Source organism: Streptomyces sp. CB02923, assembly GCF_001905005.1.
Classification (GTDB): Bacteria; Actinomycetota; Actinomycetes; order Streptomycetales; family Streptomycetaceae; genus Streptomyces.
The window spans coordinates 152,361-178,365 of sequence record NZ_LWKZ01000028.1 but is presented as its reverse complement, the minus strand read 5'-3'; the positions used below and the strand labels follow the sequence as shown (position 1 = coordinate 178,365).

The 26,005-nt window shown below is 72.1% G+C and carries 23 protein-coding genes; 13 read left to right on the top strand and 10 right to left on the bottom strand.

Annotation, left to right across the window (positions count from 1 at the left end; all coding sequences use genetic code 11):
- The first annotated feature begins 18 nt into the window (after positions 1-18).
- The 5 genes from A6A06_RS38855 (at position 19) to A6A06_RS38835 (ending at position 6,653) form a co-directional block, all read left to right on the top strand.
- Positions 19-1,695: a resuscitation-promoting factor gene (locus A6A06_RS38855; protein ID WP_199931422.1), complete on the top strand. Its 1,677-nt coding sequence runs from the start codon at positions 19-21 to the stop codon at positions 1,693-1,695.
- Between the two features lie 88 nt (positions 1,696-1,783).
- Positions 1,784-2,677, top strand: a complete 894-nt coding sequence (rsmA, locus tag A6A06_RS38850) for a 16S rRNA (adenine(1518)-N(6)/adenine(1519)-N(6))-dimethyltransferase RsmA (protein ID WP_073768702.1) — start codon at positions 1,784-1,786, stop codon at positions 2,675-2,677.
- Positions 2,674-3,591: a 4-(cytidine 5'-diphospho)-2-C-methyl-D-erythritol kinase gene (locus A6A06_RS38845; RefSeq protein WP_073768700.1), complete on the top strand. Its 918-nt coding sequence runs from the start codon at positions 2,674-2,676 to the stop codon at positions 3,589-3,591. The genes rsmA and A6A06_RS38845 overlap by 4 nt, the downstream gene beginning before the upstream one ends.
- 305 nt (positions 3,592-3,896) lie before the next feature.
- Positions 3,897-5,699 carry an ABC-F family ATP-binding cassette domain-containing protein gene (locus tag A6A06_RS38840; protein ID WP_073768698.1) on the top strand — a complete coding sequence of 601 codons (1,803 nt, stop codon included), beginning with the start codon at positions 3,897-3,899 and terminating at the stop codon, positions 5,697-5,699.
- A gap of 237 nt (positions 5,700-5,936) precedes the next feature.
- A complete protein-coding gene (locus A6A06_RS38835) occupies positions 5,937-6,653 on the top strand; it encodes a helix-turn-helix transcriptional regulator (protein ID WP_073768696.1) in 717 nt (238 codons plus the stop codon).
- A gap of 9 nt (positions 6,654-6,662) precedes the next feature.
- On the opposite strand, the gene A6A06_RS38830 is transcribed toward A6A06_RS38835, so the two are convergent.
- Entirely contained in the window at positions 6,663-6,965 is a 303-nt protein-coding gene (locus tag A6A06_RS38830) for a hypothetical protein (RefSeq protein ID WP_073768694.1), read from the bottom strand.
- A gap of 33 nt (positions 6,966-6,998) precedes the next feature.
- On the bottom strand, positions 6,999-8,669 hold the full coding sequence (locus A6A06_RS38825) for a sodium:solute symporter family protein (protein ID WP_073768692.1): 1,671 nt from the start codon (positions 8,667-8,669) through the stop codon (positions 6,999-7,001).
- A 235-nt stretch (positions 8,670-8,904) separates the two neighbouring features.
- Between A6A06_RS38825 and galT the strand changes: the two genes are divergently transcribed.
- The 4 genes from galT to A6A06_RS38805 all read left to right on the top strand — a co-directional run bounded on the left by galT (position 8,905) and on the right by A6A06_RS38805 (position 13,296).
- On the top strand, positions 8,905-9,951 hold the full coding sequence (gene galT / locus A6A06_RS38820) for a galactose-1-phosphate uridylyltransferase (protein ID WP_073768690.1): 1,047 nt from the start codon (positions 8,905-8,907) through the stop codon (positions 9,949-9,951).
- Entirely contained in the window at positions 9,948-10,919 is a 972-nt protein-coding gene (gene galE, locus A6A06_RS38815) for a UDP-glucose 4-epimerase GalE (RefSeq protein ID WP_073768688.1), read from the top strand. Before galT ends, galE begins: the two co-directional genes overlap by 4 nt.
- Positions 10,916-12,151, top strand: a complete 1,236-nt coding sequence (gene galK / locus A6A06_RS38810; protein ID WP_073768686.1) for a galactokinase — start codon at positions 10,916-10,918, stop codon at positions 12,149-12,151. The genes galE and galK overlap by 4 nt, the downstream gene beginning before the upstream one ends.
- 365 nt (positions 12,152-12,516) lie before the next feature.
- The gene (locus A6A06_RS38805) at positions 12,517-13,296 is read left to right on the top strand and encodes a response regulator transcription factor (RefSeq protein WP_073768684.1); all 780 of its coding nucleotides are present in this window, start codon (positions 12,517-12,519) and stop codon (positions 13,294-13,296) included.
- Positions 13,297-13,345: 49 nt separating this feature from the next.
- Here A6A06_RS38805 and A6A06_RS38800 read toward each other — a convergent pair whose 3' ends face one another.
- The 3 genes from A6A06_RS38800 to A6A06_RS38790 all read right to left on the bottom strand — a co-directional run bounded on the left by A6A06_RS38800 (position 13,346) and on the right by A6A06_RS38790 (position 16,954).
- Positions 13,346-15,403: a beta-galactosidase gene (locus A6A06_RS38800; RefSeq protein WP_073768682.1), complete on the bottom strand. Its 2,058-nt coding sequence runs from the start codon at positions 15,401-15,403 to the stop codon at positions 13,346-13,348.
- 147 nt (positions 15,404-15,550) lie between these two features.
- Positions 15,551-16,375: an SDR family NAD(P)-dependent oxidoreductase gene (locus A6A06_RS38795; RefSeq protein WP_073768680.1), complete on the bottom strand. Its 825-nt coding sequence runs from the start codon at positions 16,373-16,375 to the stop codon at positions 15,551-15,553.
- Positions 16,376-16,456: 81 nt separating this feature from the next.
- Positions 16,457-16,954, bottom strand: a complete 498-nt coding sequence (locus tag A6A06_RS38790; protein ID WP_073768678.1) for a MarR family winged helix-turn-helix transcriptional regulator — start codon at positions 16,952-16,954, stop codon at positions 16,457-16,459.
- A gap of 144 nt (positions 16,955-17,098) precedes the next feature.
- Between A6A06_RS38790 and A6A06_RS38785 the strand changes: the two genes are divergently transcribed.
- Complete coding sequence (locus A6A06_RS38785) at positions 17,099-17,917, top strand: trans-aconitate 2-methyltransferase (RefSeq protein WP_073768676.1); 819 nt, start codon at positions 17,099-17,101, stop codon at positions 17,915-17,917.
- A gap of 17 nt (positions 17,918-17,934) precedes the next feature.
- Positions 17,935-18,303, top strand: coding sequence for a VOC family protein (locus tag A6A06_RS38780; protein WP_073768674.1), 369 nt, complete (start codon positions 17,935-17,937; stop codon positions 18,301-18,303).
- Positions 18,304-18,327: 24 nt separating this feature from the next.
- Here the strand turns inward: A6A06_RS38780 and A6A06_RS38775 are convergent, their stop codons facing one another.
- On the bottom strand, positions 18,328-19,014 hold the full coding sequence (locus tag A6A06_RS38775) for a TetR/AcrR family transcriptional regulator (protein WP_073768672.1): 687 nt from the start codon (positions 19,012-19,014) through the stop codon (positions 18,328-18,330).
- A gap of 22 nt (positions 19,015-19,036) precedes the next feature.
- Positions 19,037-20,029, bottom strand: a complete 993-nt coding sequence (locus tag A6A06_RS38770) for an acyl-CoA desaturase (protein ID WP_073768670.1) — start codon at positions 20,027-20,029, stop codon at positions 19,037-19,039.
- A gap of 407 nt (positions 20,030-20,436) precedes the next feature.
- Here A6A06_RS38770 and ppc point away from each other — a divergent pair, with 407 nt between their 5' ends.
- Entirely contained in the window at positions 20,437-23,211 is a 2,775-nt protein-coding gene (gene ppc, locus A6A06_RS38765) for a phosphoenolpyruvate carboxylase (protein ID WP_073768668.1), read from the top strand.
- Positions 23,212-23,275: 64 nt separating this feature from the next.
- On the top strand, positions 23,276-23,872 hold the full coding sequence (locus A6A06_RS38760; protein ID WP_073768666.1) for a hypothetical protein: 597 nt from the start codon (positions 23,276-23,278) through the stop codon (positions 23,870-23,872).
- An 86-nt stretch (positions 23,873-23,958) separates the two neighbouring features.
- Here the strand turns inward: A6A06_RS38760 and A6A06_RS38755 are convergent, their stop codons facing one another.
- The 3 genes from A6A06_RS38755 to A6A06_RS38745 all read right to left on the bottom strand — a co-directional run bounded on the left by A6A06_RS38755 (position 23,959) and on the right by A6A06_RS38745 (position 25,883).
- Positions 23,959-24,495 carry a hypothetical protein gene (locus A6A06_RS38755; protein ID WP_073768664.1) on the bottom strand — a complete coding sequence of 179 codons (537 nt, stop codon included), beginning with the start codon at positions 24,493-24,495 and terminating at the stop codon, positions 23,959-23,961.
- A gap of 110 nt (positions 24,496-24,605) precedes the next feature.
- Entirely contained in the window at positions 24,606-25,199 is a 594-nt protein-coding gene (pth, locus tag A6A06_RS38750; RefSeq protein ID WP_073768662.1) for an aminoacyl-tRNA hydrolase, read from the bottom strand.
- 102 nt (positions 25,200-25,301) lie between these two features.
- Positions 25,302-25,883, bottom strand: coding sequence for a 50S ribosomal protein L25/general stress protein Ctc (locus A6A06_RS38745; protein ID WP_073768660.1), 582 nt, complete (start codon positions 25,881-25,883; stop codon positions 25,302-25,304).
- Between the last annotated feature and the right edge of the window lie 122 nt (positions 25,884-26,005).

Sequence of the window (26,005 nt, the reverse complement as noted above, 5' to 3'; positions counted from 1 at the left end):
CGTGGCACGTGGAGCGTCGTGACTCATTCGCAGGGCAGCCACCACGTCGCGCACGGCGGATACGGACCGAGCACCGAGCCGCCGCGCGACGCAGCCGTCGAGAACCCCGACCCGTACGGGAGGTACGCGTCGTACGGCGAGTACAGGGAGCACGGCGAGTACGGGGCATACAGCGCGTACGGCGAGTACGGGCCGTACGACGTGTACGAGACGTACGGCCCGTACGGGACGTCCGAACGCCACGAGCGCCACGAACCGGCGCGGGACAGCCGCACCGGATACGGGCCGCCGTCCCCGGTGTACCCGGTGCCTCCGGCGCAGGCGCAGGCACAGTCGCCGTCACCGGCGCAGGAAGCACCGGGGAGACACGCGGGGACCGGTGAGGCAGAGGCGTGGGAGCCCCCCGCGCCCGACGCCCCCCAGACACCACCGGGACGCGTGCCGCACCAAGGGCCGCTGGTCCCGCTGCGCGACGACCTCGCCGGTGTCCCTTCCCCCCGCACCGGCGGCCGGGCCGCCGCCCGCCGCGCCGCCCGCGGCACCGCCCACCGCCGCGGCATGACCGGCCGGCCCAACGCCGCGGACCGCCGCGGCACCGACGGCACCGAGACCCGCCGCCGCCTGCTCCCGCAGGCCCTCGTCGTGGCCTTCCTCGCCGGCGGCACCTCCGCGTTCATCGCCCACGACAAGGCCGTCCGCATCGACGTCGACGGCGAACCCCGCACCCTGCACACCTTCGCCGCCGACGTCGGCGACCTGCTCGCCGACGAGGACGTCGAAGTCGGCGCGCACGACCTCGTCGAACCCGCCGCCGACGCCGCGCTGACCAGCGGCGACGAGATCACCGTCCGCTACGGACGGCCGGTCCGCCTCACCCTCGACGGCGAACGGCGCCAGGTCTGGACGACCGCCGAGACCGTCGGCGGCGCACTGCGCCAGCTCGGCGTCCGCGCCGAAGGCGCCCACCTGTCCACCGGCCCCGCCCGGCGCATCGGCCGCAACGGCCTCGACCTCGACGTCCGCACCGAGCGCAGCGTCGCCTTCGTCGCCGACGGCCGCGAACACACCGTCCGCACCAACGCCGCCACCGTCCGCGAAGCGCTCGACCAGGCAGGCATCGTGCTGCGCGGCGAGGACACCACCTCCGTGGCGCCCGAGTCCTTCCCCCGCGACGGGCAGACCGTCTCCGTCCTGCGGATCACCGGCGCCGAGAAGGTCCGCGAGGTGACCATCCCGTTCGAGACGGTCAAGAAGGCCGACCCGACGATCTTCAAGGGCACCGAGACGGTGATCCGCCAGGGACAGCCCGGCGTACGGCGCCTCACCTACGAGGTACGCACGGTCAACGGCGTCCAGCAGAAACCGAAGAAGGTCGGCTCGGAAGTCGTCCGCGAGCCGCGCGACCGGATCGTGCACGTCGGCACCAGGCCGATGCCGATGAGCGTCGACGGCGCCGACCACCTCGACTGGGACGCGCTCGCCCAGTGCGAGGCGGGCGGACGCGCCGACGCCGTCGACGCGTCCGGCACATACGGCGGCCTCTACCAGTTCGACTCCGGCACCTGGCGCGGCCTCGGCGGCAACGGGCGGCCGCAGGACGCACCGGCCAGGGAACAGACCTACCGCGCCAAGAAGCTCTACATCAGCCGGGGGGCGAGCCCGTGGCCGGTGTGCGGGCGCAGGCTGCACGAGTGAGGCAATCCGGAGCCGGGACGCCGGGCGGCGCCCGGTGCGCGGCGGGCGCCGTCGTCGGGGCCGGGCCGGGGCGCCGTAAGCTGCACGGGTGAGCAACAGCAGCACCACCGACGAGCCCGGCCCCCTCCTGGGCGCCGCCGACATCCGCGAACTGGCCGCCGCGCTGGGCGTCCGCCCCACCAAGCAGCGCGGCCAGAACTTCGTCATCGACGCCAACACCGTCCGGCGCATCGTGCGCACCGCCGAGGTCCGGCCGGACGACGTCGTCGTCGAGGTCGGCCCCGGGCTCGGCTCGCTGACCCTGGCCCTGCTGGAGGCCGCCGACCGCGTCACCGCCGTCGAGATCGACGCCGTACTGGCCGCCGCGCTGCCCTCCACCGTCGAGACGCGGCTGCCCGCCCGCGCGGACCGCTTCGCGCTCGTGCACAGTGACGCGATGCTGGTGCGGGAACTGCCCGGACCCGCGCCCACCGCGCTGGTCGCCAACCTCCCGTACAACGTCGCGGTGCCGGTGCTGCTCCACATGCTCGCCACGTTCCCGACCATCGACCGCACCCTGGTCATGGTCCAGTCCGAGGTCGCCGATCGGCTCGCGGCCCGGCCCGGCAACAAGGTGTACGGCGTCCCGTCGGTCAAGGCCAACTGGTACGCCGAGGTCAAGCGGGCCGGCGCGATCGGGCGCAACGTGTTCTGGCCGGCGCCCAACGTCGACTCCGGGCTCGTCTCGCTCGTCCGCCGCGAGAAGCCGGTCGAGACCACCGCGAGCCGCGACCAGGTCTTCGCCGTCGTCGACGCGGCGTTCGCGCAGCGCCGCAAGACGCTGCGCGCGGCGCTGGCCGGGTGGGCCGGGTCCGCCGCTGCCGCCGAGGCGGCGCTGGTCGCGGCGGGGGTGTCGCCGCAGGCGCGGGGTGAGGCGCTGACCGTCGAGGAGTTCGCGCGCATCGCCGAACACCGGCCCGCTCGCGAGGGGAGCGCGTCGTGACCGGCCGGACCGCCGTCACCGTTCGCGTACCCGCCAAGGTCAACGTCCAGCTCGCGGTCGGTGGGGCGCGACCGGACGGGTTCCACGACCTGGCCAACGTCTTCCTGGCCGTCGGGCTGTACGACGAGGTCACCGCGGCCCCGGCCCCCGCGCTGCGCGTCACCGCGACCGGGCCGGACACCGACCGTGTGCCCCTCGACCGCACGAACCTCGCCGCGCGCGCAGCCGAGCTTCTCGCGGCGCGGTACGGCATCGCGCCCGATGTGCACCTGCACATCGCCAAGGACATTCCCGTCGCGGGCGGCATGGCCGGCGGCAGCGCGGACGCGGCGGGCGCGCTGGTGGCGTGCGACGCGCTGTGGGGCACCGGCGCCTCGCGCGAGGAGCTGCTGGAGATCTGCGCCGAGCTGGGCAGTGATGTGCCGTTCTCGCTGGTGGGCGGGGCGGCGCTGGGGCTTGGGCGTGGGGAGCTGCTGACGCCGCTGGAGGTGGGCGGTGTGGGGGCCGGGGCGTTCCACTGGGTGTTCGCGGTGGCCGATGGGGGGCTGTCCACGCCGGCCGTGTACGCCGAGTTCGACCGGCTCAACGAGGGTGTGGACGTGCCGGAGCCGGAGGCTTCGCCGGGGCTGATGGACGCGTTGCGGGCCGGGGATGCGGCGGCTCTGGCCGGTGCGCTGTCCAACGACCTCCAGCCTGCGGCTCTGTCCTTGCGGCCGTCGCTGGCCGCGACGCTGTCGGCGGGGACGGCTGCGGGGGCGCTGGCGGCGTTGGTGTCCGGGTCCGGGCCGACCACGGCCTTCCTGGCCAAGGACGCGGAGTCGGCGGTGGCGGTGGCGGATGCGGTGGTGGCGTCCGGGACGTGCCGGGCTGCTCGGGTTGCGGTGGGGCCCGTGGCGGGGGCTACGGTCGTTTAGGGCTGCCTGGTTGGGGGTGCGCGTCTTGCGCTGTCCGTCCGGTGGGTGGGGGCTCGGGCCCCCGCAGGGGTCTCTCCTCGACACCGTGTACGGCAACGGGGAATGTAGTTGTGAACCCAGATACCCGGCTGCTCTGCGGGGAGACCCCTGCATGGACCCGAGCCCGCGCCGTGGGCGGCTGTCCCGCCGTCGTGGCTGGGGAGCTTTCACAAGCCCCGTCGTTTCTTCCTGCGCGGGAAGCGTGAGGAAAAACCCTTCCGGCGCCGGACTAGGCTGTCAGGAGGACCCGACCGATGGAGTGAAGAGTGGCCGCCAACCTCGTCAATCTGGAAGCCGTGGGCAAGGTGTACGGGACCCGTGCACTGCTCGACGGTGTTTCCCTGGGTGTCAATGAGGGGGACCGGATCGGCGTCGTGGGGCGTAACGGCGACGGTAAGACGACCTTGATCCGGATCCTCGCGAAGCTGGAGGGTGCCGACGACGGCCGGGTGACGCACAACAGCGGGCTGCGGCTGGGGGTGCTGACGCAGCACGATTCGCTGGATCCGGCCGCGACCGTACGCCACGAGGTGATCGGTGATCTCGCGGATCACGAGTGGCGGGGCAACGCGAAGATCCGGGACGTGCTGACCGGGCTGTTCGGCGGGCTGGACCTGCCGGGGCTGGGGCAGGGGCTGGACACCGTGATCGGGCCGCTGTCGGGTGGTGAGCGGCGGCGGATCGCGCTGGCGAAGCTGCTGATCGCCGAGCAGGACCTGATCGTGCTGGACGAGCCGACGAACCATCTGGACGTCGAGGGGATCTCGTGGCTCGCGGGGCATCTGCGGGCGCGGCGGTCGGCGCTGGTGTGCGTGACGCACGACCGGTGGTTCCTGGACCAGGTGTGCACCCGGATGTGGGACGTGCAGCGCGGCGATGTCCATGAGTACGAGGGCGGCTACAGCGATTACGTCTTCGCCCGTGCGGAGCGGGAGCGGATCGCGGCCACTGAAGAGGCCAAGCGGCAGAACCTGATGCGCAAGGAGCTGGCCTGGCTGCGGCGGGGGGCTCCGGCGCGGACGAGCAAGCCGCGGTTCCGTATCGAGGCGGCCAACGAGCTGATCGCGGACGTGCCGCCGCCGCGGGACACCGCCGAGCTGATGAAGTTCGCGAACTCGCGGCTGGGCAAGACGGTTTTCGAGCTGGCGGACGTGACCGTGCAGGCCGGGCCGAAGGTCCTGGTGAAGCATCTGACGTGGCAGCTCGGGCCGGGGGACCGGATCGGGCTGGTGGGTGTCAACGGTGCGGGCAAGACGTCGTTGCTGCGTCTGCTGGCCGAGGCGGCGCGGACGGAGGGCGAGGCGCAGCCGGTGGCGGGCAAGGTCGTGGTCGGCAAGACCGTGAAGCTGGCCTATCTGTCGCAGGAGGTCACGGAGCTGGACCCGGCGCTGCGGGTGCTGGAGGCGGTGCAGCGGGTGCGGGAGCGGGTGGATCTCGGCAAGGGCCGGGAGATGACCGCGGGGCAGCTGTGCGAGAAGTTCGGGTTCACCAAGGAGAAGCAGTGGACGCCGGTCGGCGATCTGTCGGGTGGTGAGCGGCGGCGGCTGCAGATCCTGCGGCTGCTGATGGACGAGCCGAACGTGCTGTTCCTGGACGAGCCGACGAACGACCTCGACATCGAGACGCTGACGCAGCTGGAGGACCTGCTGGACGGCTGGGCGGGGTCGCTGGTGGTCATCAGCCACGACCGGTACTTCGTCGAGCGGACCACGGACCGGGTGTTCGCACTGCTGGGGGACGCGACGCTGCGGATGCTGCCGCGGGGGCTGGACGAGTACCTGGAGCGGCGGCAGCAGGTGATCGACGCGGCGGCGCCCGCGGCGGCCCCGGCGGAGGCCGCGCCGAAGCAGAAGCCGGCGGCGGTGACGCGGGCGGCACAGAAGGAGCTCCAGAAGATCGAGCGGCAGCTGGACCGGATCGGGGAGAAGGAGTCGAAGCTGCACGCGCAGATCGCGGAGCACGCGACGGACTTCGAGAAGGTCGCGGGGCTGGACGCGCAGCTGCGCTCGCTGGTGGGGGAGCGCGAGGAGCTGGAGATGCGGTGGCTGGAGCTGGCGGAGGACGCGTAGCGGACGGGCCGCCACCGCCGGAGCCGACCGCGAACGATCAGCTCCGGCGCCTCTCCTGTCACATTCGGCCAAGAAACTGTGTGTCACCAACCATGACTGGCCGGGATTTCAGCATTACGGCAGGCTTCTTCCCCTTAGGGGGCGCGCAACGTCGAACAAGCGTGTAGCTTCCGGGGGCAAGGGGCCTGGCGAGGGCCGGGGGGCTGGGCTCGCCGGGGAATTTGGGGGGTTGCTGCAATGGGCGTGCGGCTGATGGTGGTCGACGATCACCGACTGCTCGCCGAGGCACTCGCCTCGGCCTTGAAACTGCGCGGGCACCGCGTGCTCGCGGCGGCCGCCCCGAGCGCCGGGGCGGCGGATCTGGTGGTGAGCCGGGCGCCCGAAGTGTGCCTGCTGGGCACGGCGTCCCCGGCCGAGCCGGGCGCCTTCGACCCGGTCGTACGGATCAAGAAGGAGCGGCCGCAGGTCGCGGTCGTGGTCCTCGGTCCGGTGCCCAACCCGCGGGGTATCGCGGCCGCGTTCGCCGCGGGCGCTTCGGGGTACGTACGGCACGACGAGCGCATCGAGGGCGTGGAACGCGCCATGATGAAGGCGCGGGCGGGCGAGGCGGCCATCGCGCCGCAGTTGCTCCAGCAAGCCTTCGAGGAGCTGCTGCATCCGGCCGCCCAGCCCGACGACGAGGGCGCCCGGCTGCTCCAGATGCTCACTCCGCGCGAGGTGGAGGTGCTGGTGCGGGTCGCGGAAGGTGAGGACACCCGGCTGATCGCCGCGGGGATGGGGATCGCGCCGAGCACCGCCCGTACGCATGTGCAGCGGGTGCTGATGAAGCTGGGCGTGGGCTCGCGGCTGGAGGCCGCGGCGCTGGCGGCCCGTACGGGGCTGCTGGACCGGGCGGCGACGCGGGGCGCGGGCGCGCGCGAGGCGGCGGAGGCCGAGGTGGTTCCGCCGCCGTGACGGGCGCGTTCAGTGGGAGTCGGTGTCGTCCTGGAGCGCCGCGAGTTCCTCGGCGGTCGGCGGGACGACCGGGCGGAGCTTGATCCAGGCCAGGAAGAACAGGCCGAGCAGCAGCATGCCCAGGCCCGTCCAGAGGTTGATGTTGATGTCCTCGGCCTTCTTCAGGTCGGCGTCGGAGACGGTGAACCCGGCGATCATGACGATGACGCCGTAGAGCGTGAACAGGCCGCCGATGATGAGCCGGATGTCGAAGAGCCGGGCGGCCGTGGCCGACCTGCGCTCCAGTTCGACTTCTTGCTGGTAGTCACTCATGGTGCTTCGGTTCCTTCGGCAGGGGTGCGGGCGTCAGAAGGAGTACGGGATGTAGCAGAGCGCGGCGAGGACGATCGCGCCCCAGCCGAGCAGGGCCGGCCGGCGGTACCAGGCGTCGTCGCCCTTGGCGGGCGGCTCTTCCAGGCCGGGAGACCGGGTGCCGTAGACCAGGCCGGCGAGTTCCGCCTCGGGCTTGGGCTCGGTGAACAGGGTGACACCGACCATCACCACCGCGCCGACGACGAAGGCGACGATCGCGGAGACGAAGTTGGCGCCCTGGTCGGTGGGGATGGCGATGATGCCCTGCTTGTAGATCCAGAAGTAGTTGATCATCGCGGCGGTGGTGCCCGCGACCAGGCCCCACACACCGGACTTCATGGAGGCCCGCTTCCAGAACATGCCGATGATGAAGACCACGAACATCGGCACGTTGAAGAAGGAGAACAGCGTCTGGAGGTAGCCCATGATGTTGTTGAAGCTGGCGGCCAGGAAGGCCGTACCGATGCTGCACAGCACGCCGACGGCGGTCACCAGGCGGCCGAACCGCAGGTAGTAGCGGTCCTCGCGGCCGGGCCGTACGTACTTCGCCCAGATGTCGGAGGTGAAGACGGTGTTGAACGACGAGACGTTGGCGGCCATGCCCGCCATGAAGGCGGCCAGCAGACCGGTGACCGCGATCCCCAGGACGCCGTTGGGCAGCAGATCCCGCATCAGCACCGGAATGGCGTCGTTGTACGTCAGGTCGGAGCCGTCCTGGCCGAGGCGGGGCACCACGACCGCGGCGACCAGGCCGGGGATCATCACCAGGAAGGCGATGAACATCTTCGGGTAGGCGGCGATCAGCGGGGTGCGCTGCGCGGCGGAGAGGTTCTTGGCGGACAGGGCGCGCTGCACCTCGGCGAAGTTGGTGGTCCAGTAGCCGAAGGAGAGCACGAAGCCCAGGCCGAGGATGATCGTCAGCCAGTTGGCGCCGAGTGCGTTGGGCTCGCCGATGCCGGTGCTGTCCCAGGCCGTCAGGAAGCTGTGCCCGTGGCTCTTGTCCAGCGACGAGGTCAGCCCGTCCCAGCCGCCGACCCGCTTGAGGCCGATGACGCAGAGCGGGATGAGCGCGGCCAGGATGACGAAGAACTGCAGGACCTCGTTGTAGATCGCCGAGGACAGGCCGCCGATGGTGATGTACGCGAGGACGAACACGCCGGCCACGACGATGGCGACCCACTGCGGCCAGCCCAGCAGCGCCTCGACGACGATCGACAGGGCGTAGAGGTTGACGCCCGCGATGAGGATGGCGGCGAAGGCGAACAGGACGGAGCTGAGCAGGTGCGCCGACTTGTCGAAGCGCTGGAGCAGGAACTCCGGTACGGAGCGGACCCGCGAGCCGTAGTAGAAGGGCATCATCACCAGGCCGAGGAACACCATGGCGGGGATGGCGCCGATCCAGTACCAGTGCACGACGGCGACGCCGTACTGCGCGCCGGTGGCGGCCATGCCGAGGATCTCGGTGGCGCCGAGGTTGGCGGCGACGAAGGCCAGGCCGGTGACCCAGGCGGGCAGTGACCGGCCGGAGAGGAAGAAGTCCAGGCTGGTCTTCACACTGCGCCGGGCGGCGAAGCCGATGCCGAGGACGACGGCGAAGTAGATGGCCAGAATCGCGTAGTCGAGCCCGTTGGTGGGCAGCCGTAGCCCTGCGGCCAAGGTGATCATGGGGGCACTCACTTCTCTGTGCGTGATGAACGCACAGGAAACTACGCGCGGTCGTTCAGAAACTGAAGACTTTTGTTCGTTCTCGTGGTGCGATCGTGATCGGGCCGGGCGGTTTGTTCTGTTTTTTCCGGGTGCCGATCCGGCCGAGGTCGGGCGTTGACTGGGTTGTTTAGTTGTGCTTCATTGTGTGTGTTTGTGTTTGGTGGGTGTGACGGTGGGCCCGAGGAGTGCTCCAGTGAAGAAGACGATGACCCGGCTCGCCGACGGCCGGGAGCTCATCTACTACGACCTGCGCGACGACGTGGTGCGCGACGACGCCGACCGCCGCCCGCTCGACCCGGTCAGCACCGCCTCCGAGGTCCGCGAGGACCGCCTGCTCGGTGACGCGGTCGCCGTCGCCTCGCACCGCCAGGGCCGTACGTACCACCCGCCGGCCGACGCCTGCCCGCTGTGCCCCTCCCGCGACGGCCGCAGCACCGAGATCCCCGCCGCCGACTACGACGTCGCCGTCTTCGAGAATCGTTTCCCCTCGCTGGCCGGCGACACCGGCCGCTGCGAGGTGGTCTGCTTCACCCCCGACCACGACGCCTCCTTCGCCGACCTCACCGAGGAGCAGGCCGCGCTCGTCCTGGAAGCCTGGACCGACCGCACCGCCGAACTCTCCCAACACCCCGGCGTCCGGCAGGTCTTCTGCTTCGAGAACCGCGGCGCGGAGATCGGCGTGACCCTCGGCCACCCGCACGGCCAGATCTACGCCTACCCCTTCACCACCCCGCGCACCGAGCGGATGCTCGACCGGCTGGCCGCCCACCGCGAGGCGACCGGCGGCCGCAACCTCTTCGACGACGTCCTCGCCGACGAACGGGCCGACGGCCGCCGCATCGTGCTGGACGCCGAACACTGGACCGCCTTTGTGCCGTACGCCGCCCACTGGCCGTACGAGGTCCACCTCTACCCCAAGCGCCGGGTCCCCGACCTGCTCGCGCTCGGCGAGGAGGCGCGCACAGAGTTCCCACAGGTCTATCTGGAAGTCTTGCGGCGCTTCGACCGGATCTTCGGCCCCGGCGAGCCGCCGACCCCGTACATCTCCGCCTGGCACCAGGCGCCGCTGTACGCCGCCGACCGCGGCGAGTTCGCGCTCCACCTTGAGCTTTTCACCGTCCGCCGTACTTCCGGCAAGCTGAAGTTCCTCGCGGGTTCCGAATCCGGCATGAACGTGTTCATCAACGACGTGCCGCCGGAGGCTGCGGCCGAGCGACTGCGAGAGGTAGCGAGCGAGTGAGCAACAAGTACCTGGTCACCGGCGGTGCGGGATACGTGGGCAGTGTGGTGGCGGCCCACCTGGTCGAGGCCGGGCACACCGTCACGGTCCTCGACGACCTGTCCACCGGACACCGCGAGGGCGTCCCGGCCGGCACCGACTTCATCGAGGGCCGTGTCCAGGACGCCGCCCGCCACCTGGACGCCTCCTACGACGCGGTACTGCACTTCGCCGCCTTCTCCCAGGTCGGCGAGTCCGTCACCGACCCCGAGAAGTACTGGCGCAACAACGTCGGCGGCACCATGGACCTGCTCGCCGCGATGCGCGGCGCGGGCGTGCGCACCCTGGTCTTCTCCTCCACCGCCGCCACCTACGGCGAACCCGCCACCACCCCGATCACCGAGTCCGCGCCCACCGCGCCCACCAGCCCGTACGGCGCCTCCAAGCTGGCCGTCGACCACATGATCGCGGGCGAGTGCGCCGCGCACGGCCTGGCCGCCGTCTCCCTGCGCTACTTCAACGTCGCGGGCGCCCACGGCGACTGCGGCGAACGCCACGACCCCGAGTCGCACCTGATCCCGCTCGTCCTCCAGGTCGCCCAGGGCAGGCGCGAGGCCATCTCCGTCTACGGCGACGACTACCCGACGCCCGACGGCACCTGCGTACGCGACTACATCCACGTCGCCGACCTGGCGGAGGCCCACCTCCTCGCCCTGACGGCCGCCGAGCCCGGACAACACCTGATCTGCAACCTCGGCAACGGCAACGGCTTCTCCGTACGCGAGGTCATCGAGACCGTCCGCAAGGTCACCGGCCACCCCGTCCCCGAGATCACCGCGGGCCGCCGCGGCGGCGACCCCGCCGTCCTGGTCGCCTCCGCACAGACCGCGACCGACCGGCTCGGCTGGCGCCCCAGCCGCACCGACCTGGCAGACATCGTCGCCGACGCCTGGGAGTTCACCCGGCGCAGGGAGGCCGGCACCCCATGACGGACACCGACCGCACCACCGCGGACCGGGACCGCCGCGCCCGGCAGACCGCCGAGCGCTTCCAGGAGGTGTACGGCGCCGCCCCCACCGGAGTGTGGGCGGCGCCCGGCCGCGTCAACCTGATCGGCGAACACACCGACTACAACGACGGCTTCGTCATGCCGCTGGCGCTGCCGCACACCACCCTCGCCGCCGCCGCGCCCCGCACCGACGGCGTCCTGCGGGTGCACTCCGGCGACAGCAGCGGCAACGGCCAGATCGCCGAACTGCGCCTGGACGCCCTGCACCCGGCCTCCGACGGCGGCTGGGCGGGCTACCCGGCGGGCATCGCCTGGGCCCTGCGCGAGGCCGGGCTGCCCGTCGGCGGCGCGGACCTCCACTACGACAGCACCGTGCCGGTCGGCGCCGGACTGTCCTCGTCGGCCGCCCTGGAGGTCGTCACCGCCCTCGCCCTCGACGACCTGTACGCACTCGGGCTCGCCCGGCAGCGCCTGGCGCAGCTCGCGCAGCGCGCCGAGAACGCCTTCGTGGGCGTGCCCTGCGGCATCATGGACCAGACCGCGGCGGCCTGCTGCACGGACGGCCACGCGCTGTTCCTGGACACCCGCGACCTCACACAGCGACAGGTCCCGTTCGATTTGGCGGGGGAGGGGCTGCGGCTCCTGGTCGTGGACACCCGGGTGAAACACGAGCTGGGGGACGGCGCGTACGCACAACGGCGCGCCATGTGCGAGCGCGGTGCGCGGGCGCTCGGCGTACACGCCCTGCGCGACGTGCCGTACGCGCAACTGCCCGCGGCACTGGACAGACTGGCGGCGGAGACCGGCGCACCGGGCGACGGCGCACCGGGCGACGGTGCCCCCGACGTCCAGGCCGTCGTACGCCACGTCGTCACCGAGAACCGCCGGGTCGAGGACGTCATCGCCCGCCTGGACGCCGGCGACACCCGCGCCATCGGCCCGCTGCTGACCGTCGGCCACGCCTCGCTGCGCGACGACTTCCGGGTCTCCTGCGCCGAGCTGGACCTCGCCGTCGAGGCGGCGGGCGCGGCGGGCGCGCTCGGGGCGCGGATGACGGGCGGCGGGTTCGGCGGTTCGGCCGTCGTCCTCGTCGAGGAGCCGGCCGCGGACGCCGTCGCCGCGCGGGTCACCGAGGCGTTCGCCGCTGCCGGGTACGCGGCGCCACGGATCTTTCCGGCCGTTCCGAGCGCGGGGGCGCGGCGGCTCGTGTGAGGCACGGCACCGGGCGCGGACCCCGGGCGGGCCCCGGCGCGTACCCGCCTCCGGGCCGGTCACGGCCCGCCCTCCGGCCGATCGGATTGAGACGAACCTTGTCGACTTGTGCCCCTCGACGGCCGCTGGGCCCCACCCTGAACACTTGCGCCGGGCAGTTTTGCCAATAGCCTTCCGTTGCCGCACCCCGTCCGTACTCTGAGTCCCAGCACCGGTGGGGGCCGGTGCTGATCAGGGGGCGAGACAGTCGGGTACGACGCCCGGGGTGGGGTAGCCAGGCGGCACGGCGGCGGCCGTGCGGCTGCGTCGGCCTTTGTCCCGGGCGCCGTGCCCACTTGGTCCGTTCCCCGAGACAGGGGGTCTCAGTGCAACGCATCCGGGTACTGGTGGTCGACGACCACCGCATCTTCGCCGAATCCCTGGCGGCCGCGCTCGCGGCCGAACAGGACGTCGACGTGGCCGCGGCCGGCAGCGGACCGGCGGCTCTGCGCAGCCTGGAGCGGGCGGCCACGGACGGCCGCCGCTTCGACGTGATGCTCATCGACGCCGACCTCGGCACCGTCACGGCGCCGCTGGCGTCCGTGCCGGACCGGCCCGTGCAGGGCCGCGACGGCGCCTCGGACGGCGGGCCGCTGGACGGCATCTCGCTCGTCGCGGGCGTCCGCACGGCGTACCCGTACGTCCGTACCGTCGTGCTCGCCGAGAAGGACGACCCGCGCCGGGCCGCCTTCGCCCTGCAGGCCGGCGCCGGCGGCTGGGTCGCCAAGGACTGCTCGCTCTCCCGCCTGCTCGCCGTCATCCGCGGCGTGCTGCGCGACGAGACGCACCTGCCGCCCGCGCTGCTGACCGGCGTCCTGCGGGAGCTGACGGCGGCACGCAAGCACCGGACGGAGAGCGAGCGGCTGGTGGAGTCGCTGACGCCGCGCGAGCGCGAGGTACTGCGCTGCATGGTGGCAGGGCTGGGCCGCAAGGCCGTCGCCGAGCGGCTGTTCCTGTCCCCGCACACCGTCCGCACCCACATGCAGAACGTGCTCGGCAAGCTGGGCGTCCACTCGACGCTCGCCGCCGTGGCACTGGCGCGGCGGGCCGGCGTGGGACCGGTGGAGCTCGAACCGGCCCCGGCCGCGGCCTCCGCGCTGACCTGAGCGCGGCGCGGGACCGCCCGCGCCGCGCCCGGCACCTGCCGCTCGGCGGTCAGGTGCCCGCGGACACCGCACCGTGCAGGTCCTTCAGCACGGCCACGCCACGGGCCGGCAGCCCTATCCGGTACGTGTGGTCCACCCGCTCCCCGCGTGCCCCGGCGAGCGCGTCGGCCATCGGGCGGGGCAGCGCGATGTCGGCTGCCCGCGCACCATGGTTGAGCAGGAACAGGAAGCGCCCGCCGGCGCCCTCCCGGACGGTGGCCTGGACACCCGCGGGCAGCCCGGCCAGCACCGGCCGCACGCCCGCCGCCGCCCGCACGCCGTCCATCAGGGCACGCATCAGCGCCGGTTCGAGCCGGGTCCCGGCGTACGTCACCGTGCCCGCGCCGTAGCCGTGCCGGGTGACGGCCGGGCTGCCCGCCAGGTCGCCGTCGGCGAACTCCGCGACGGCCTCGGCGCCTTCGAGGCGGATGACCTCGGACCACAGGTCCGCCGTACCGGCGGGCAGCTCCCGGGAGTCCCCCTGCCCGGATTCGCCGCCCCGCCCCCGTACGCCCACCGTCGCGCCCTCGTCCAGCGGCCAGAACTCCTCCACCCACAGGCCCAGCAGCGACCGCAGCGGCCCCGGACAGCCGCCGGGATGCACCCGGTCCCGGTCGTCCACGACCCCCGAGAAGAACGACACCAGCAGGTGCCCGCCGCCCCGCACGTACGACGCCAGCCGCTGCGCGCAGGGCTCCGTCAGCAGGTACAGGTTCGGCACGACGGCCAGCCGGTAGCCGGACAGGTCACGGTCCGGCGGCACGACGTCGCACGCCACCCCCGCCTCGAACAGCGGACGGTAGTGCCCCAGCGCCAGCTCCGGCAGGCGCAGCGCCGTGGAAGGGTGCGAGTCCAGCTCCAGGGCCCGCCAGCTGTCCCAGTCCGTCACCAGCGCCGCCGTCGGCCGCACCGCCCGCGTCCCCGCGATCTCCGGTACGGACGCCAGTTCCCGCCCCAGGTCGCAGACCTCGCGGAAGACCCGGGTGTCCGTACCGGCGTGCGGCACCATCGCCGAGTGGAACTTCTCCGCACCGCCGCGCGACTGCCGCCACTGGAAGTACAGGACGGCGTCCGCGCCCTGCGCGACGGCCTGCCAGCTCCACAGGCGCATCGCGCCCGGCGGCTTGGGGCCGTTGCGGGCCCGCCAGTTGACCGCGCCGGGCGCCTGCTCCAGCAGCAGCCAGGGCTGCCCGCCGCGCGCCGCACGCATCAGGTCGAAGGTGTACGCGGCCTTCAGATGCGTTTCCGGATCGAAGGGGTCCTGGTAGAAGTCCAGCGCCATCGCGTCCATGTCCCGCGACCACCCGAAGGCGTCCACCGGCTTGTGGAACGGCATCAGGTTCGTGGTCACCGGCACCCCCGGACTCACCCGCTCCAGCACCCTCTTCTCCGCCAGATAGCAGCGGCGCAGCGCGTCGTCGCCGAAGCGCAGGTAGTCCAGCTGCTGGGCGGGGTTGGGGAAGGTCGGCGCGGTGCGCGGCGGCAGCACCTCCTCGAAGTCCGCGTACGCCTGCGACCAGAACGCCGTCGACCAGGCGGCGTTGAGGCGCGCCACGCTCCCGTACCGCTCGCGCAGCCAGCGCCGGAAGTCCCCGGCCGACACGTCGCAGAAGCACTGGCGGGTGTGGCAGCCGTACTCGTTGCCGACGTGCCACATGGCCAGCGCCGGGTGCCCGGCGTAGCGGACGGCGAGCCGCTCGACGAGGCGGACCGCGTGCTCGCGGTAGACCGGACTGGACGGGCAGTAGTGCTGCCGCCCGCCCGGCCAGCGGCGCTGCCCGTCCGGGCCCTGCGGCAGGACCTCCGGGTGCGCGCGGGTGAGCCAGGGCGGCGGGGAGGCGGTCATGGTGGCCAGGCACACGCGGATGCCCGCGCCGCCGAGGCCGTCCATGACCCGGTCGAACCAGTCGAAGTCGTACGCGCCGGGCCGGGGCTCGGCCTTCGCCCACGAGAAGATCCCGGCGGTGACCATGGTGACGCGGGCCCGCTTCATGAGGCTCAGGTCCTCTTCCCACACCTCCTCGGGCCACTGCTCGGGGTTGTAGTCCGCACCGAAATGGATTCCCATCGGGTTCCCTTGGTCGCGACGTGTAGCGGCACGAGCTGCGGGCGGCGCGGCCGGCCGAGCGCGGCGCGTGCCGCCCGTACCGTCATGATTCCCGGCGACGGGCGCCGCACCGCGCACATCCGGCCGCGGCCCGGCGCGAGGCGTCCGTCAGGACGAGTCCTTGCGGACGCTCCAGCCGCCGTCCACGACCAGGTCCGCCCCCGTCACGTACGACGCGTCGTCGGAGAGCAGAAACGCGACGGCTGCCGCCACCTCCTCCGGGCGCCCCAGCCGGCCGGCCGCGGTCGCCTCGGCGCTGGCCCGCCGGTCCTCCTCGCTGACGGCCTCCCAGGCGGCCGTCAGCACGGGCCCCGGCAGCACGCTGTTCACCCGGACCTCCGGCCCGTACTCGACGGCCAGCTGGCGCGCCAGCCCGGTCAGCCCCGCCTTGGACGCGGCGTACGCGGGACGGCCCGGCAGCCCGAAGTGCGCCTGCACGGACGAGGTGAGCACCACCGCGCCGCGCCGCTCCCGCAGATCCGTCAGTACGGCCCGCACGCCCAGGAAGGCCCCGGTCAGGTTCACCGCCAGCTGCCGGTCCCAGTCCGCCGGGTCGGCCAGGCCGGCGGGCGCGTGCGGCCCCTGCCGGGCGGCGTTGCTCACCAGCGCGTCCACCGGCCCGTACCGCTGCCGCGCGGCGTGCGCGGCGCGCTGCCAGTGGTCCTCGCGCGCCACGTCGCAGTGCTCGTACGAGGCCCGGCCGCCCAGGGCGCGGATGCGGCGGGCGGTGCGCTCGCCGCGCTCGTCGTCGATGTCCAGGAGCAGCACCTGCGCGCCCTCGGCCGCCAGCCGGTCGGCGGTCGCCGCGCCGATCCCCGCGGCGGCGCCGCTCACCAGGACCGTACGGCCGGGGAAGCGCGAGCCGTCCGGCGCACCGGAGGGCCGTCGGCGCCCGTGCCGCTCGTACGCGCCCTGCTGCCCGTGCCGGTTCATGCCCGCGATCCAAGCCCACCGGGCGGGGGCGCGGCAAGGGGACGCGGCGGGCGGGGGCCCGCGGCGGTCCCCGTACGGCCGTCAGCCCGGCGTGTTGTCGAAAGGTGCCGTCAACTGGCGCAGCAGCCGGGCCAGTTCGCCGCGCTGCTGGTGGGACAGCTCGGCCAGGATCGCGCGCTCCTGGGTGAGCAGTCCGGCCAGCGACTCGTCGGCCGCCTCGCGCCCCTCCGGGGTGAGCCGGACCAGTACGCCGCGCCGGTCACTGGGGTCGGGCAGCCGCTCGACCAGGCTCTTCTTCGCCAGCCGGTCGATGCGGTTGGTCATCGTGCCGGACGTGACCAGGGTCTGCGTCAGCAGGGCACCGGGCGACAGCTGGTACGGGGCCCCCGCGCGGCGCAGCGCGGTCAGGACGTCGAACTCCCAGGGCTCCAGGCCGACCTCGGAGAAGGCGAGGCGGCGCGCGCGGTCGAGGTGTCTGGCCAGCCTGCTGATGCGGCTGAGGACCTCAAGCGGTTCCACGTCGAGGTCCGGGCGCTCCCGGCGCCATGCTGCGACCAGTCGGTCGACCTCGTCCTCCATGTCGATCAGTGTAGTTGGTCTGTCGACATGAAGTCTCTTGACATCAAGATATATTTCTGTGGACTATTGGGCATCGTCGGCGAGGGGCTCACGCTGCGCTCGCGTGGCCTGTACCAACCCTGTATCAGCCGAAGGGGTTCGAACATGCACGTCGCACCAACCTGGGATCCACAGCAGTACCTGCGCCACGCCGGACACCGCACGCGCCCGTTCCACGACCTGCTCGCCCGGATACCCGAGCTGCCCAACCGGAACCGCCCCGCCCGCATCGCCGACCTCGGATGCGGCCCCGGCAACGTCACCGTCCAGCTCGCCGACCGCTGGCCCGACGCGCACATCACCGGCCTCGACAGCTCGGCCGACATGCTCAAGGAAGCCGAGCTGTACGCCGGGCCCACCCCCGGCGGCGGCCACCTCGACTTCGGCCCCGCCGACGCCGCGGACTGGCGCCCCGCGGAACCGTTCGACCTGATCGTCTCCAACGCGGCGCTGCAGTGGGTCCCCAACCACCCCGCATCCCTCCCGGCCTGGATCGACGGCCTCACCCCCGGCGGCACCCTCGCCTTCCAGGTCCCCGGGAACTTCACCTCTCCCAGCCACGCCCTGCTCGGCGAACTGTGCGACGAACCCCAATGGCGCGACCGCCTCGCCGGCCACGGACGCCGCTTCGTCCACATCCTCGACCCCACCGCCTACCTGGAACGCCTCACCGCGCTCGGCTGCGCGGTGGACGCCTGGGAGACGACCTACGTCCAGCTCCTCCAGGGCGAGGACCCGGTCCTCGACTGGGTCAAGGGCACGGCCCTGCGCCCCGTACTGACCGCCCTGGACGACGACCCGGCGGCCCGCGACGAATTCCTCTCCCAGTACCGCGACCTGCTGCGCAAGTCCTACCCGCCCGGCCCGCACGGCACGGTCTTCCCGTTCCGCCGCATCTTCGTGGTGGCCCGCAGAGAACAATGACCCCGTGAGGTGAAGCCATGATCACCGGCCTCGACCACGTCCAGCTCGCCGCACCACCCGGCAGTGAAGGCGCTCTGCGCGCGTTCTACGGGGGTGTCCTCGGGCTCCGGGAGATCCCTAAGCCGACGGCGCTGGCCGGCCGGGGCGGATGCTGGTTCGAGGCCGGTGAGGCTCAGCTCCATCTGGGCATGGACCCTGATTTCCACCCCGCCCGCAAGGCCCACCCGGCCCTGCGCACCACGGGCCTGCGTGCCTACGCCCACCGCCTGGCCGCCCACGGCATCGAGGTCACCTGGGACGACGGCCTGCCGGACCACAACCGCTTCTACGCGTACGACCCGGTCGGCAACCGCCTGGAATTCCTGGAGCGCCGCGACGAGCCGTGACCGGGCCCCGGCCGCGGCATCGGTTCAGGCGCGGCGGTGGCCTATCAGCCGCGGCTTCGGCTCCAGGCCGTCCAAGCCGTGCCAGGCGAGATTCACCAGGTGGGCGGCCACCTCGGCCTTCTTCGGCTTACGGACGTCCAGCCACCACTGCCCGGTCAGCGCGACCATGCCGACCAGCGCCTGGGCGTACAGGGGAGCCAGCTTCGGGTCGAAGCCGCGGGCCTTGAACTCCAGGCCCAGAATGTCCTCCACCTGGGTGGCGATGTCGCTGATCAGCGACGCGAAGGTGCCGGTGGACTGGGCGACGGGGGAGTCGCGGACCAGGATGCGGAAACCGTCGGTGTACGTCTCGATGTAGTCGAGGAGGGCGAAGGCGGCCTGCTCCAGGAGCTCACGGGGGTGGCCGGCGGTCAGGGCGCCGGTGACCATGTCCAGCAGCTGGCGCATCTCGCGGTCCACCACGACCGCGTACAGCCCTTCCTTGCCGCCGAAGTGCTCGTACACGACGGGCTTGGAGACACCGGCCTTGGCCGCGATCTCCTCGACCGAGGTGCCCTCGAAGCCGCGCTCCGCGAAGAGGGCGCGACCGATGTCGAGCAGCTGCTCACGGCGCTGGGCGCCCGTCATCCGCACCCTGCGGGTGCGCCGGGTGCCGGTACCGGAGGGGGCCTTGCCCTGTTTGTCGTTCACGCTGCTGCCGTCGATCGCCACCCGTCAATCATGCCTTCCCCGGCTATCGCCGCCCGGTCCCCCCGGGCCCGGCGCCGTCCAGGCGCTTGGCGTCGATGCGTGCGGCGTCCGGCCAGCGCACGTCGTACGCCCAGCCGGCCTTCTCGAACCAGCGGATCAGCCGGGCACTGGAGTCGAGCTGCCCCTTCATGACGCCGTGCCGCGCGCACGTCGGGTCGGCGTGGTGCAGGTTGTGCCAGGACTCGCCGCACGAGAGCACCGCCAGCCACCAGACGTTGCCGGAGCGGTCGCGGGACTTGAAGGGGCGCTTGCCGACGGCGTGGCAGATGGAGTTGATCGACCACGTGACGTGGTGGAGCAGCCCGACGCGGACCAGGGAGCCCCAGAAGAACGCGGTGACCGCGCCCTGCCAGGACAGCGTGGCCAGGCCGCCGACCAGGGGCGGGATCAGGAGGGAGACGACCGTCCACAGGACGAACTGGCGGGAGACCCGGCGGATCGCGTCGTCCTTGATCAGGTCGGGCGCGTACTTGTGCTGCGGGGTCTGCTCCTCGTCGAACATCCAGCCGATGTGGGCCCACCACAGGCCCTTCATGAGCGCCGGCACCGTCTCACCGAACCGCCAGGGGGAGTGCGGGTCGCCCTCGGCGTCGGAGAACTTGTGGTGCTTGCGGTGGTCGGCCACCCAGCGCACCAGCGGCCCCTCGACCGCCAGCGACCCCATGACCGCCAGCGCGATCCGCAGCGGGCGCCTGGCCTTGAAGGCACCGTGGGTGAAGTAACGGTGGAAGCCGATGGTGATGCCGTGGCAGCCGATGAAGTACATCGCCGCCAGCAGCGCCAGATCGAGCCAGCTCACGCCCCAGCCCCAGGCCAGCGGGACCGCGGCCACCAGCGCCACGAAGGGCAGGGTGATGAACAGCAGCAGGGTGATCTGTTCGACCGAGCGTTTGCTGTCGCTGCCGAGCGTCGCGGACGGCAGAGGGGTTTCGGCGGGTTTCGGCGAGTCTTCGATGACTTCGGGGCTAGCGGTCATGTGGTGTCCCTCGTCGGGGGCTCAGGGGCACGGTTACGGCTACGGGACCGTAACCTACGGTCACGTAAGTATGGCAGCGCCTCCGGGGCGGGCAAGGGTCCGACAGGTCGGTAACGGGTGACCGAATTGCGGCAAAAACTGCCATAGGCAAGGTGCGGGAACAGTGCAAGTTCCGTCACATAAGAACAACGTCCAGGTGTGAGCACCCCGCGCGAAAGGTAGGTGCCCACAGAACGGACAGGGTGATCCGCCGACGCCGCGGAGACCTATCCTGGGGAACGTCGGACAGCGCGGTCCGCAAACCGCCCCCAGCTGCCGTCGGGGGCACCCCCGCGACAGCCGGGGGGCACCCCCGCAAGCGCCCGGACGTGCTCAGATCACGAAGATCACTGCAAGGAGCCGCACCTGTGAGCAGTGCCGACAACACCCCCGCCGCGAACGACGAGCGCACCGGCACCCCGGCCGCCGCCGACGCCGCCCGCGACAACGGACCCCTGCGCGCCGACATCCGCCGCCTCGGCGACCTCCTCGGCGAGACACTCGTCCGCCAGGAAGGCCAAGAACTCCTCGACCTCGTCGAGCGCGTCCGCGCCCTGACCCGCTCCGACGGCGAGGACGCCGCCCGGCTCCTCGGCGAGACCGACCTGGCCACCGCCGCCAAGCTGGTCCGCGCCTTCTCCACCTACTTCCACCTCGCCAACGTCACCGAGCAGGTCCACCGCGGCCGCGAACTGCGCGCCCGGCGCGCCGCCGAAGGCGGCATCCTCGCCCGCACCGCCGACATGCTCAAGGACGCCGACCCCGAGCACCTGCGCGCCACCGCCGCCAACCTCGGCGTACGGCCCGTCTTCACCGCCCACCCCACCGAAGCGGCCCGCCGCTCCGTCCTCACCAAGCTCCGCAAGGTCGCCGAACTCCTCGACCGCACGGACACCACCGAGCGCCGCCGCGCCGACCTGCGCCTCGCCGAGAACATCGACCTCATCTGGCAGACCGACGAACTGCGCGTCGCCCGCCCCGAGCCCACCGACGAGGCCCGCAACGCCATCTACTACCTCGACGAGCTCGGCCGCGGCGCCGTCGGCGACGTCCTCGAAGACCTCGCCGCCGAACTGGAACGAGCCGGCGCCCAGCTGCCGCCCGGCACCCGCCCCCTCACCTTCGGCACCTGGATCGGCGGCGACCGCGACGGCAACCCCAACGTCACCCCCCAGGTCACCTGGGACGTCCTGATCCTCCAGCACGAACACGGCATCACCGACGCCCTCGAACACGTCGACGAGCTGCGCGGCGCCCTGTCCAACTCCATCCGCAACTGCGGCGCCACCGACGACCTCCTCGCCTCCCTCCAGCAGGACCTCGACGCCCTCCCCGAGATCAGCCCCCGCTACAAGCGGCTGAACGCCGAGGAGCCCTACCGCCTCAAGGCCACCTGCATCCGCCAGAAGCTCGTCAACACCCGCGACCGCCTCGCCGCCGACACCCCCCACGTCCCCGGCCGCGACTACCTCGGCACCGCCGGACTCGTCGACGACCTCACCCTCATCCAGACCTCGCTGCGCGAACACCGCGGCGGCCTCGTCGCCGACGGCCGCCTCGAACGCACCATCCGCACCATCGCCGCCTTCGGCCTCCAGCTCGCCACCATGGACGTCCGCGAACACGCCGACGCCCACCACCACGCCCTCGGCCAGCTCTTCGACCGCCTCGGCGAGGAATCCTGGCGCTACACCGACATGCCGCGCGACTACCGCCGCAAGCTCCTCGCCAAGGAACTGCGCTCCCGCCGGCCCCTCGCCCCCAGCCCCGCCCCCCTCGACGAGGCCGGCGCCAAGACCCTCGGCGTCTTCCGCACCGTCCTCAAGGCCAAGAAGACCTTCGGCCCCGAGGTCGTCGAGTCGTACATCATCTCCATGTGCCAGGGCTCCGACGACGTCTTCGCCGCCACCGTCCTCGCCCGCGAAGCCGGCCTCATCGACCTGCACGCCGGCTGGGCGAAGATCGGCATCGTGCCGCTCCTGGAGACCACCGACGAACTGAAGATCGCCGACCAGCTCCTCGACGAAATGCTCGCCGACCCCTCCTACCGGCGCCTGGTCGCCCTGCGCGGCGACGTCCAGGAGGTCATGCTCGGCTACTCCGACTCCTCCAAGTTCGGCGGCATCACCACCAGCCAGTGGGAGATCCACCGCGCCCAGCGCCTGCTGCGCGACGTCGCCCACCGGCACGGCGTACGCCTGCGCCTCTTCCACGGCCGCGGCGGCACCGTCGGCCGCGGCGGCGGCCCCTCCCACGACGCGATCCTCGCCCAGCCCTACGGCACCCTCGAAGGCGAGATCAAGGTCACCGAACAGGGCGAAGTCATCTCCGACAAGTACCTGGTGCCCTCCCTCGCCCGGGAGAACCTGGAACTGACCGTCGCCGCCACCCTCCAGGCATCCGCGCTGCACACCGCACCGCGCCAGTCCGACGAGGCACTCGCCCGCTGGGACGCCGCCATGGAAACCGTCTCCGACGCCGCCCACGGCGCCTACCGCAAGCTGGTCGAGGACCCCGACCTGCCCGCGTACTTCTTCGCGTCCACCCCCGTCGACCAGCTCGCCGAACTCCACCTCGGCTCCCGGCCCTCCCGCCGGCCCGACTCCGGCGCCGGACTCGACGGCCTGCGCGCCATCCCGTGGGTCTTCGGCTGGACCCAGTCCCGGCAGATCGTCCCCGGCTGGTTCGGCGTCGGTACGGGCCTCAAGGCCGCCCGCGAAGCCGGACTCGACGTCGTCATCGACGAAATGCACGAGCACTGGCACTTCTTCCGCAACTTCCTGTCCAACGTCGAGATGACGCTGGCCAAGACCGACCTGCGAATCGCCCGGCACTACGTCGACACCCTCGTACCCGACGAGCTCAAGCACGTCTTCGACACCATCAGGGCCGAACACGAACTGACCGTGCAGGAAGTACTGCGCATCACCGGAGAGAACGAACTGCTCGACTCCAACCCGGTGCTCAAGCAGACCTTCCACATCCGCGACGCCTACCTCGACCCGATCTCCTACCTCCAGGTCACCCTGCTGCACCGCCAGCGGGCCGCGGCGGAGCGGGGAGAGGAAGCCGACCCGGTGCTGGCACGGGCGCTGCTGCTCACCGTCAACGGAGTGGCGGCGGGACTCCGCAACACAGGGTGAACCCGTCCGGTCGGCCGGGGCCTTCGACAAGCCCCGGCCGACCGGCAACCAGGAGGGGGCACACATGGACGAAGCAACCTGGCTGGCGACACAGCGGCCGTCCCGGCTCCGCGAGGTGCAGGCCGGACAGCTGGCCTGGACCACCGTCGACCTCCTGGACGTGGAAAGCGGCCACGCGCGGCCCCTGCGGGACGCCCTGGAGGGCTTCGGCGTGCAGGTGAACTACCTGCACATCGGACAGCCCCGGCACTTCGTCGCCGCCCTCGACGGCAGCCGGCCGGCCGCACCGTACGTCATCCTGTCCTGCCACGGCGACGAAGGACGCGTCCTCATGGAAGACCTCGCGCCCGAACTCGCCGCCTACCAGCCGTTCAACGACACCGCCGGCCCCGACGAAGTGCGCTCGCACGTCCGCCTGCCGGGCAGCGTCGTCATCGCGAACGGCTGCGAAACCGGAGCCCCCGCACTGGCCGACGCCTTCCTCGACGCCGGAGCGCGCGCCTACATCGCACCGCACGGCGCCCCCTTCGGCTACGCCAGCGTCTTCGCCCCGCTGTTCCTGTTCTACGAACTCACCGAGCAGCGCACTCTGGAAGAAGCCGTCGCCCGGCTCCGCGCCCACGACGACGAACTCGGCATGTGGCAGCTGTACCAGCGCTGAACCCCGGACACCCGCTCCGCGCCGTACACACGCACTACAGCGGGGCGCCGTACACACGCACTACAGCACGGCGCTGTACACACGCCTTACAGCGCCGCGAACGTCGCCCCCAGCAGCACCGTGCCCAGCAGACCCATCACCCAGGCCACCCGCCGCAGCTTCATGCCACCCGCCACCACCAGCGCCGCCAGCAGCAACGACCCCGCAAACGGAACCCACGCGTGCAGGACGCCACCCGCACCCGTACGCACCGCGTTGTGCGTCCCGGGCTTCACCGTCACCTCGACCTGCTCACCCTCGGCCGGCGCGGCCGCCGCGGCTATCGACACCTGCGTACGGCGCCGGCCGTCACCCTCCGACGGCAGATACGGGCCCGTACACCGCTCGTCCCGGCAGTCCGCCACCGTCATCGTGCCGCGCTCCCGCGCCTCCACGAGCATCGCGTACTGCGCCGTGTTCCACGACGTCCAGACCCCCGCCACCAGCAGCAACAGCGCCAGCGCGCCCATCAGCCCCGTACGGGCGACGAGCAGCAGCCCATAGGCGCTCTCCCGCATCCGGCGGGTACGGCTGCGTTTGACGGGGCGGCTGCGCTTCTTGCTGCTCGGGCTGCTCTTGGGCATGGCGGCGATCCTTGGCCATATGACTGCGCGCGGTCAACCTGAGGCGTCGGTTCGTCAGCCCTTGGCCGGGAACGCCGCCGCACACCGCCCCCGAGGCCCCGCCCGCCGACTCAGGAGTTGTACGTACTCTGCGCCCGCTCCAGACCGTCCAGCACCAGCCCCTCCACCGCGTCCGCCGCCCGGTCCACGAAGTAGTCCAGCTCCTTGCGCTCCGCGCCGGAGAAGTCCTTCAGGACGAAGTCCGCCACCTGCATACGCCCCGGAGGACGGCCGATACCGAACCGCACCCGGTGATAATCCGGCCCCAGCGACTTCGTCATCGACTTCAGACCGTTGTGCCCGTTGTCGCCACCGCCCAGCTTCAGCCGCAGCGCACCGAAGTCGATGTCCAGCTCGTCGTGCACCGCGATGATGTTGGCCACCGGAACCTTGTAGAAGTCCCGCAGCGCCGTCACCGGACCACCCGACAGGTTCATGTACGTCATCGGCTTGGCGACCACCACCCGGCGGCTCCCCGGCCCCGGCGGACCGATCCGGCCCTCCACGACCTGCGCCCGCGCCTTGTGCGCCTTGAAACGTCCGCGCATCCGCTCCGCGAGCAGATCCGCCACCATGAACCCCACGTTGTGGCGGTTGGCCGCGTACTCCGGGCCCGGGTTGCCCAGCCCCGCGACCAGCCAGGGACCCTCGGCGTCCGTCGTCATCCTCATGTCTCCTTGCAGCGACCCACCGTGAAACGGCTCAACCGCCGCCCCGCACCGGGAGTGCGGGGCAGCGGTTGACAGTAACGCGCGTTACGGAAGCGATCAGCCCTCGGCGGACTCGTCGCCCTCGGCCGCCGGCGCCTCGGCCTGCGCCGCGACGACCTGGAGCACCACGGTCTCCTCGTCGATGGCCAGGGCCGAACCGGACGGCAGGGTGATGTCCTTGGCGTGCACCGAGTCACCGGCGTCCAGGCCCGCCACGGAGACGGTCACCGACTCCGGGATGTGGGTGGCCTCGGCCTCCAGCGGCAGGGTGTTCAGCAGGTGCTCCAGCAGGTTGGCACCCGGCGCCAGGTCGCCCTCGACGTGGATCGGCACCTCGACGGTGACCTTCTCGCCCTTCTTGACGGCCAGGAAGTCCACGTGGACCAGGAAGCCACGGATGGCCTCACGCTGCACGGCCTTGGGGATGACCAGCTCGCTGGTGCCGTCCACGTCCAGGCGGATCAGCGCGTTCGGGGTCTTCAGGGCCATCATCAGCGCGTGGTTGTGGATGGCGATGTGCTTCGGCTCGGCACCGTGACCGTAGATCACCGCGGGAACCATGTCCTCGCGGCGGAGACTGCGGGCGGCACCCTTACCGAAGTCGGTACGGATCTTGGCGTCGAGCTTGACCTCAGCCATGGCGGCACTCCTCGTAGTCGTTCACGGCCGACAGGCGACCGGACGGATCTGTGGGGCGTCACCCGGCCCACGACAGACCTGCTACGAAGAGCGCGTCGATAACGGACCGCCGCACCACAGAA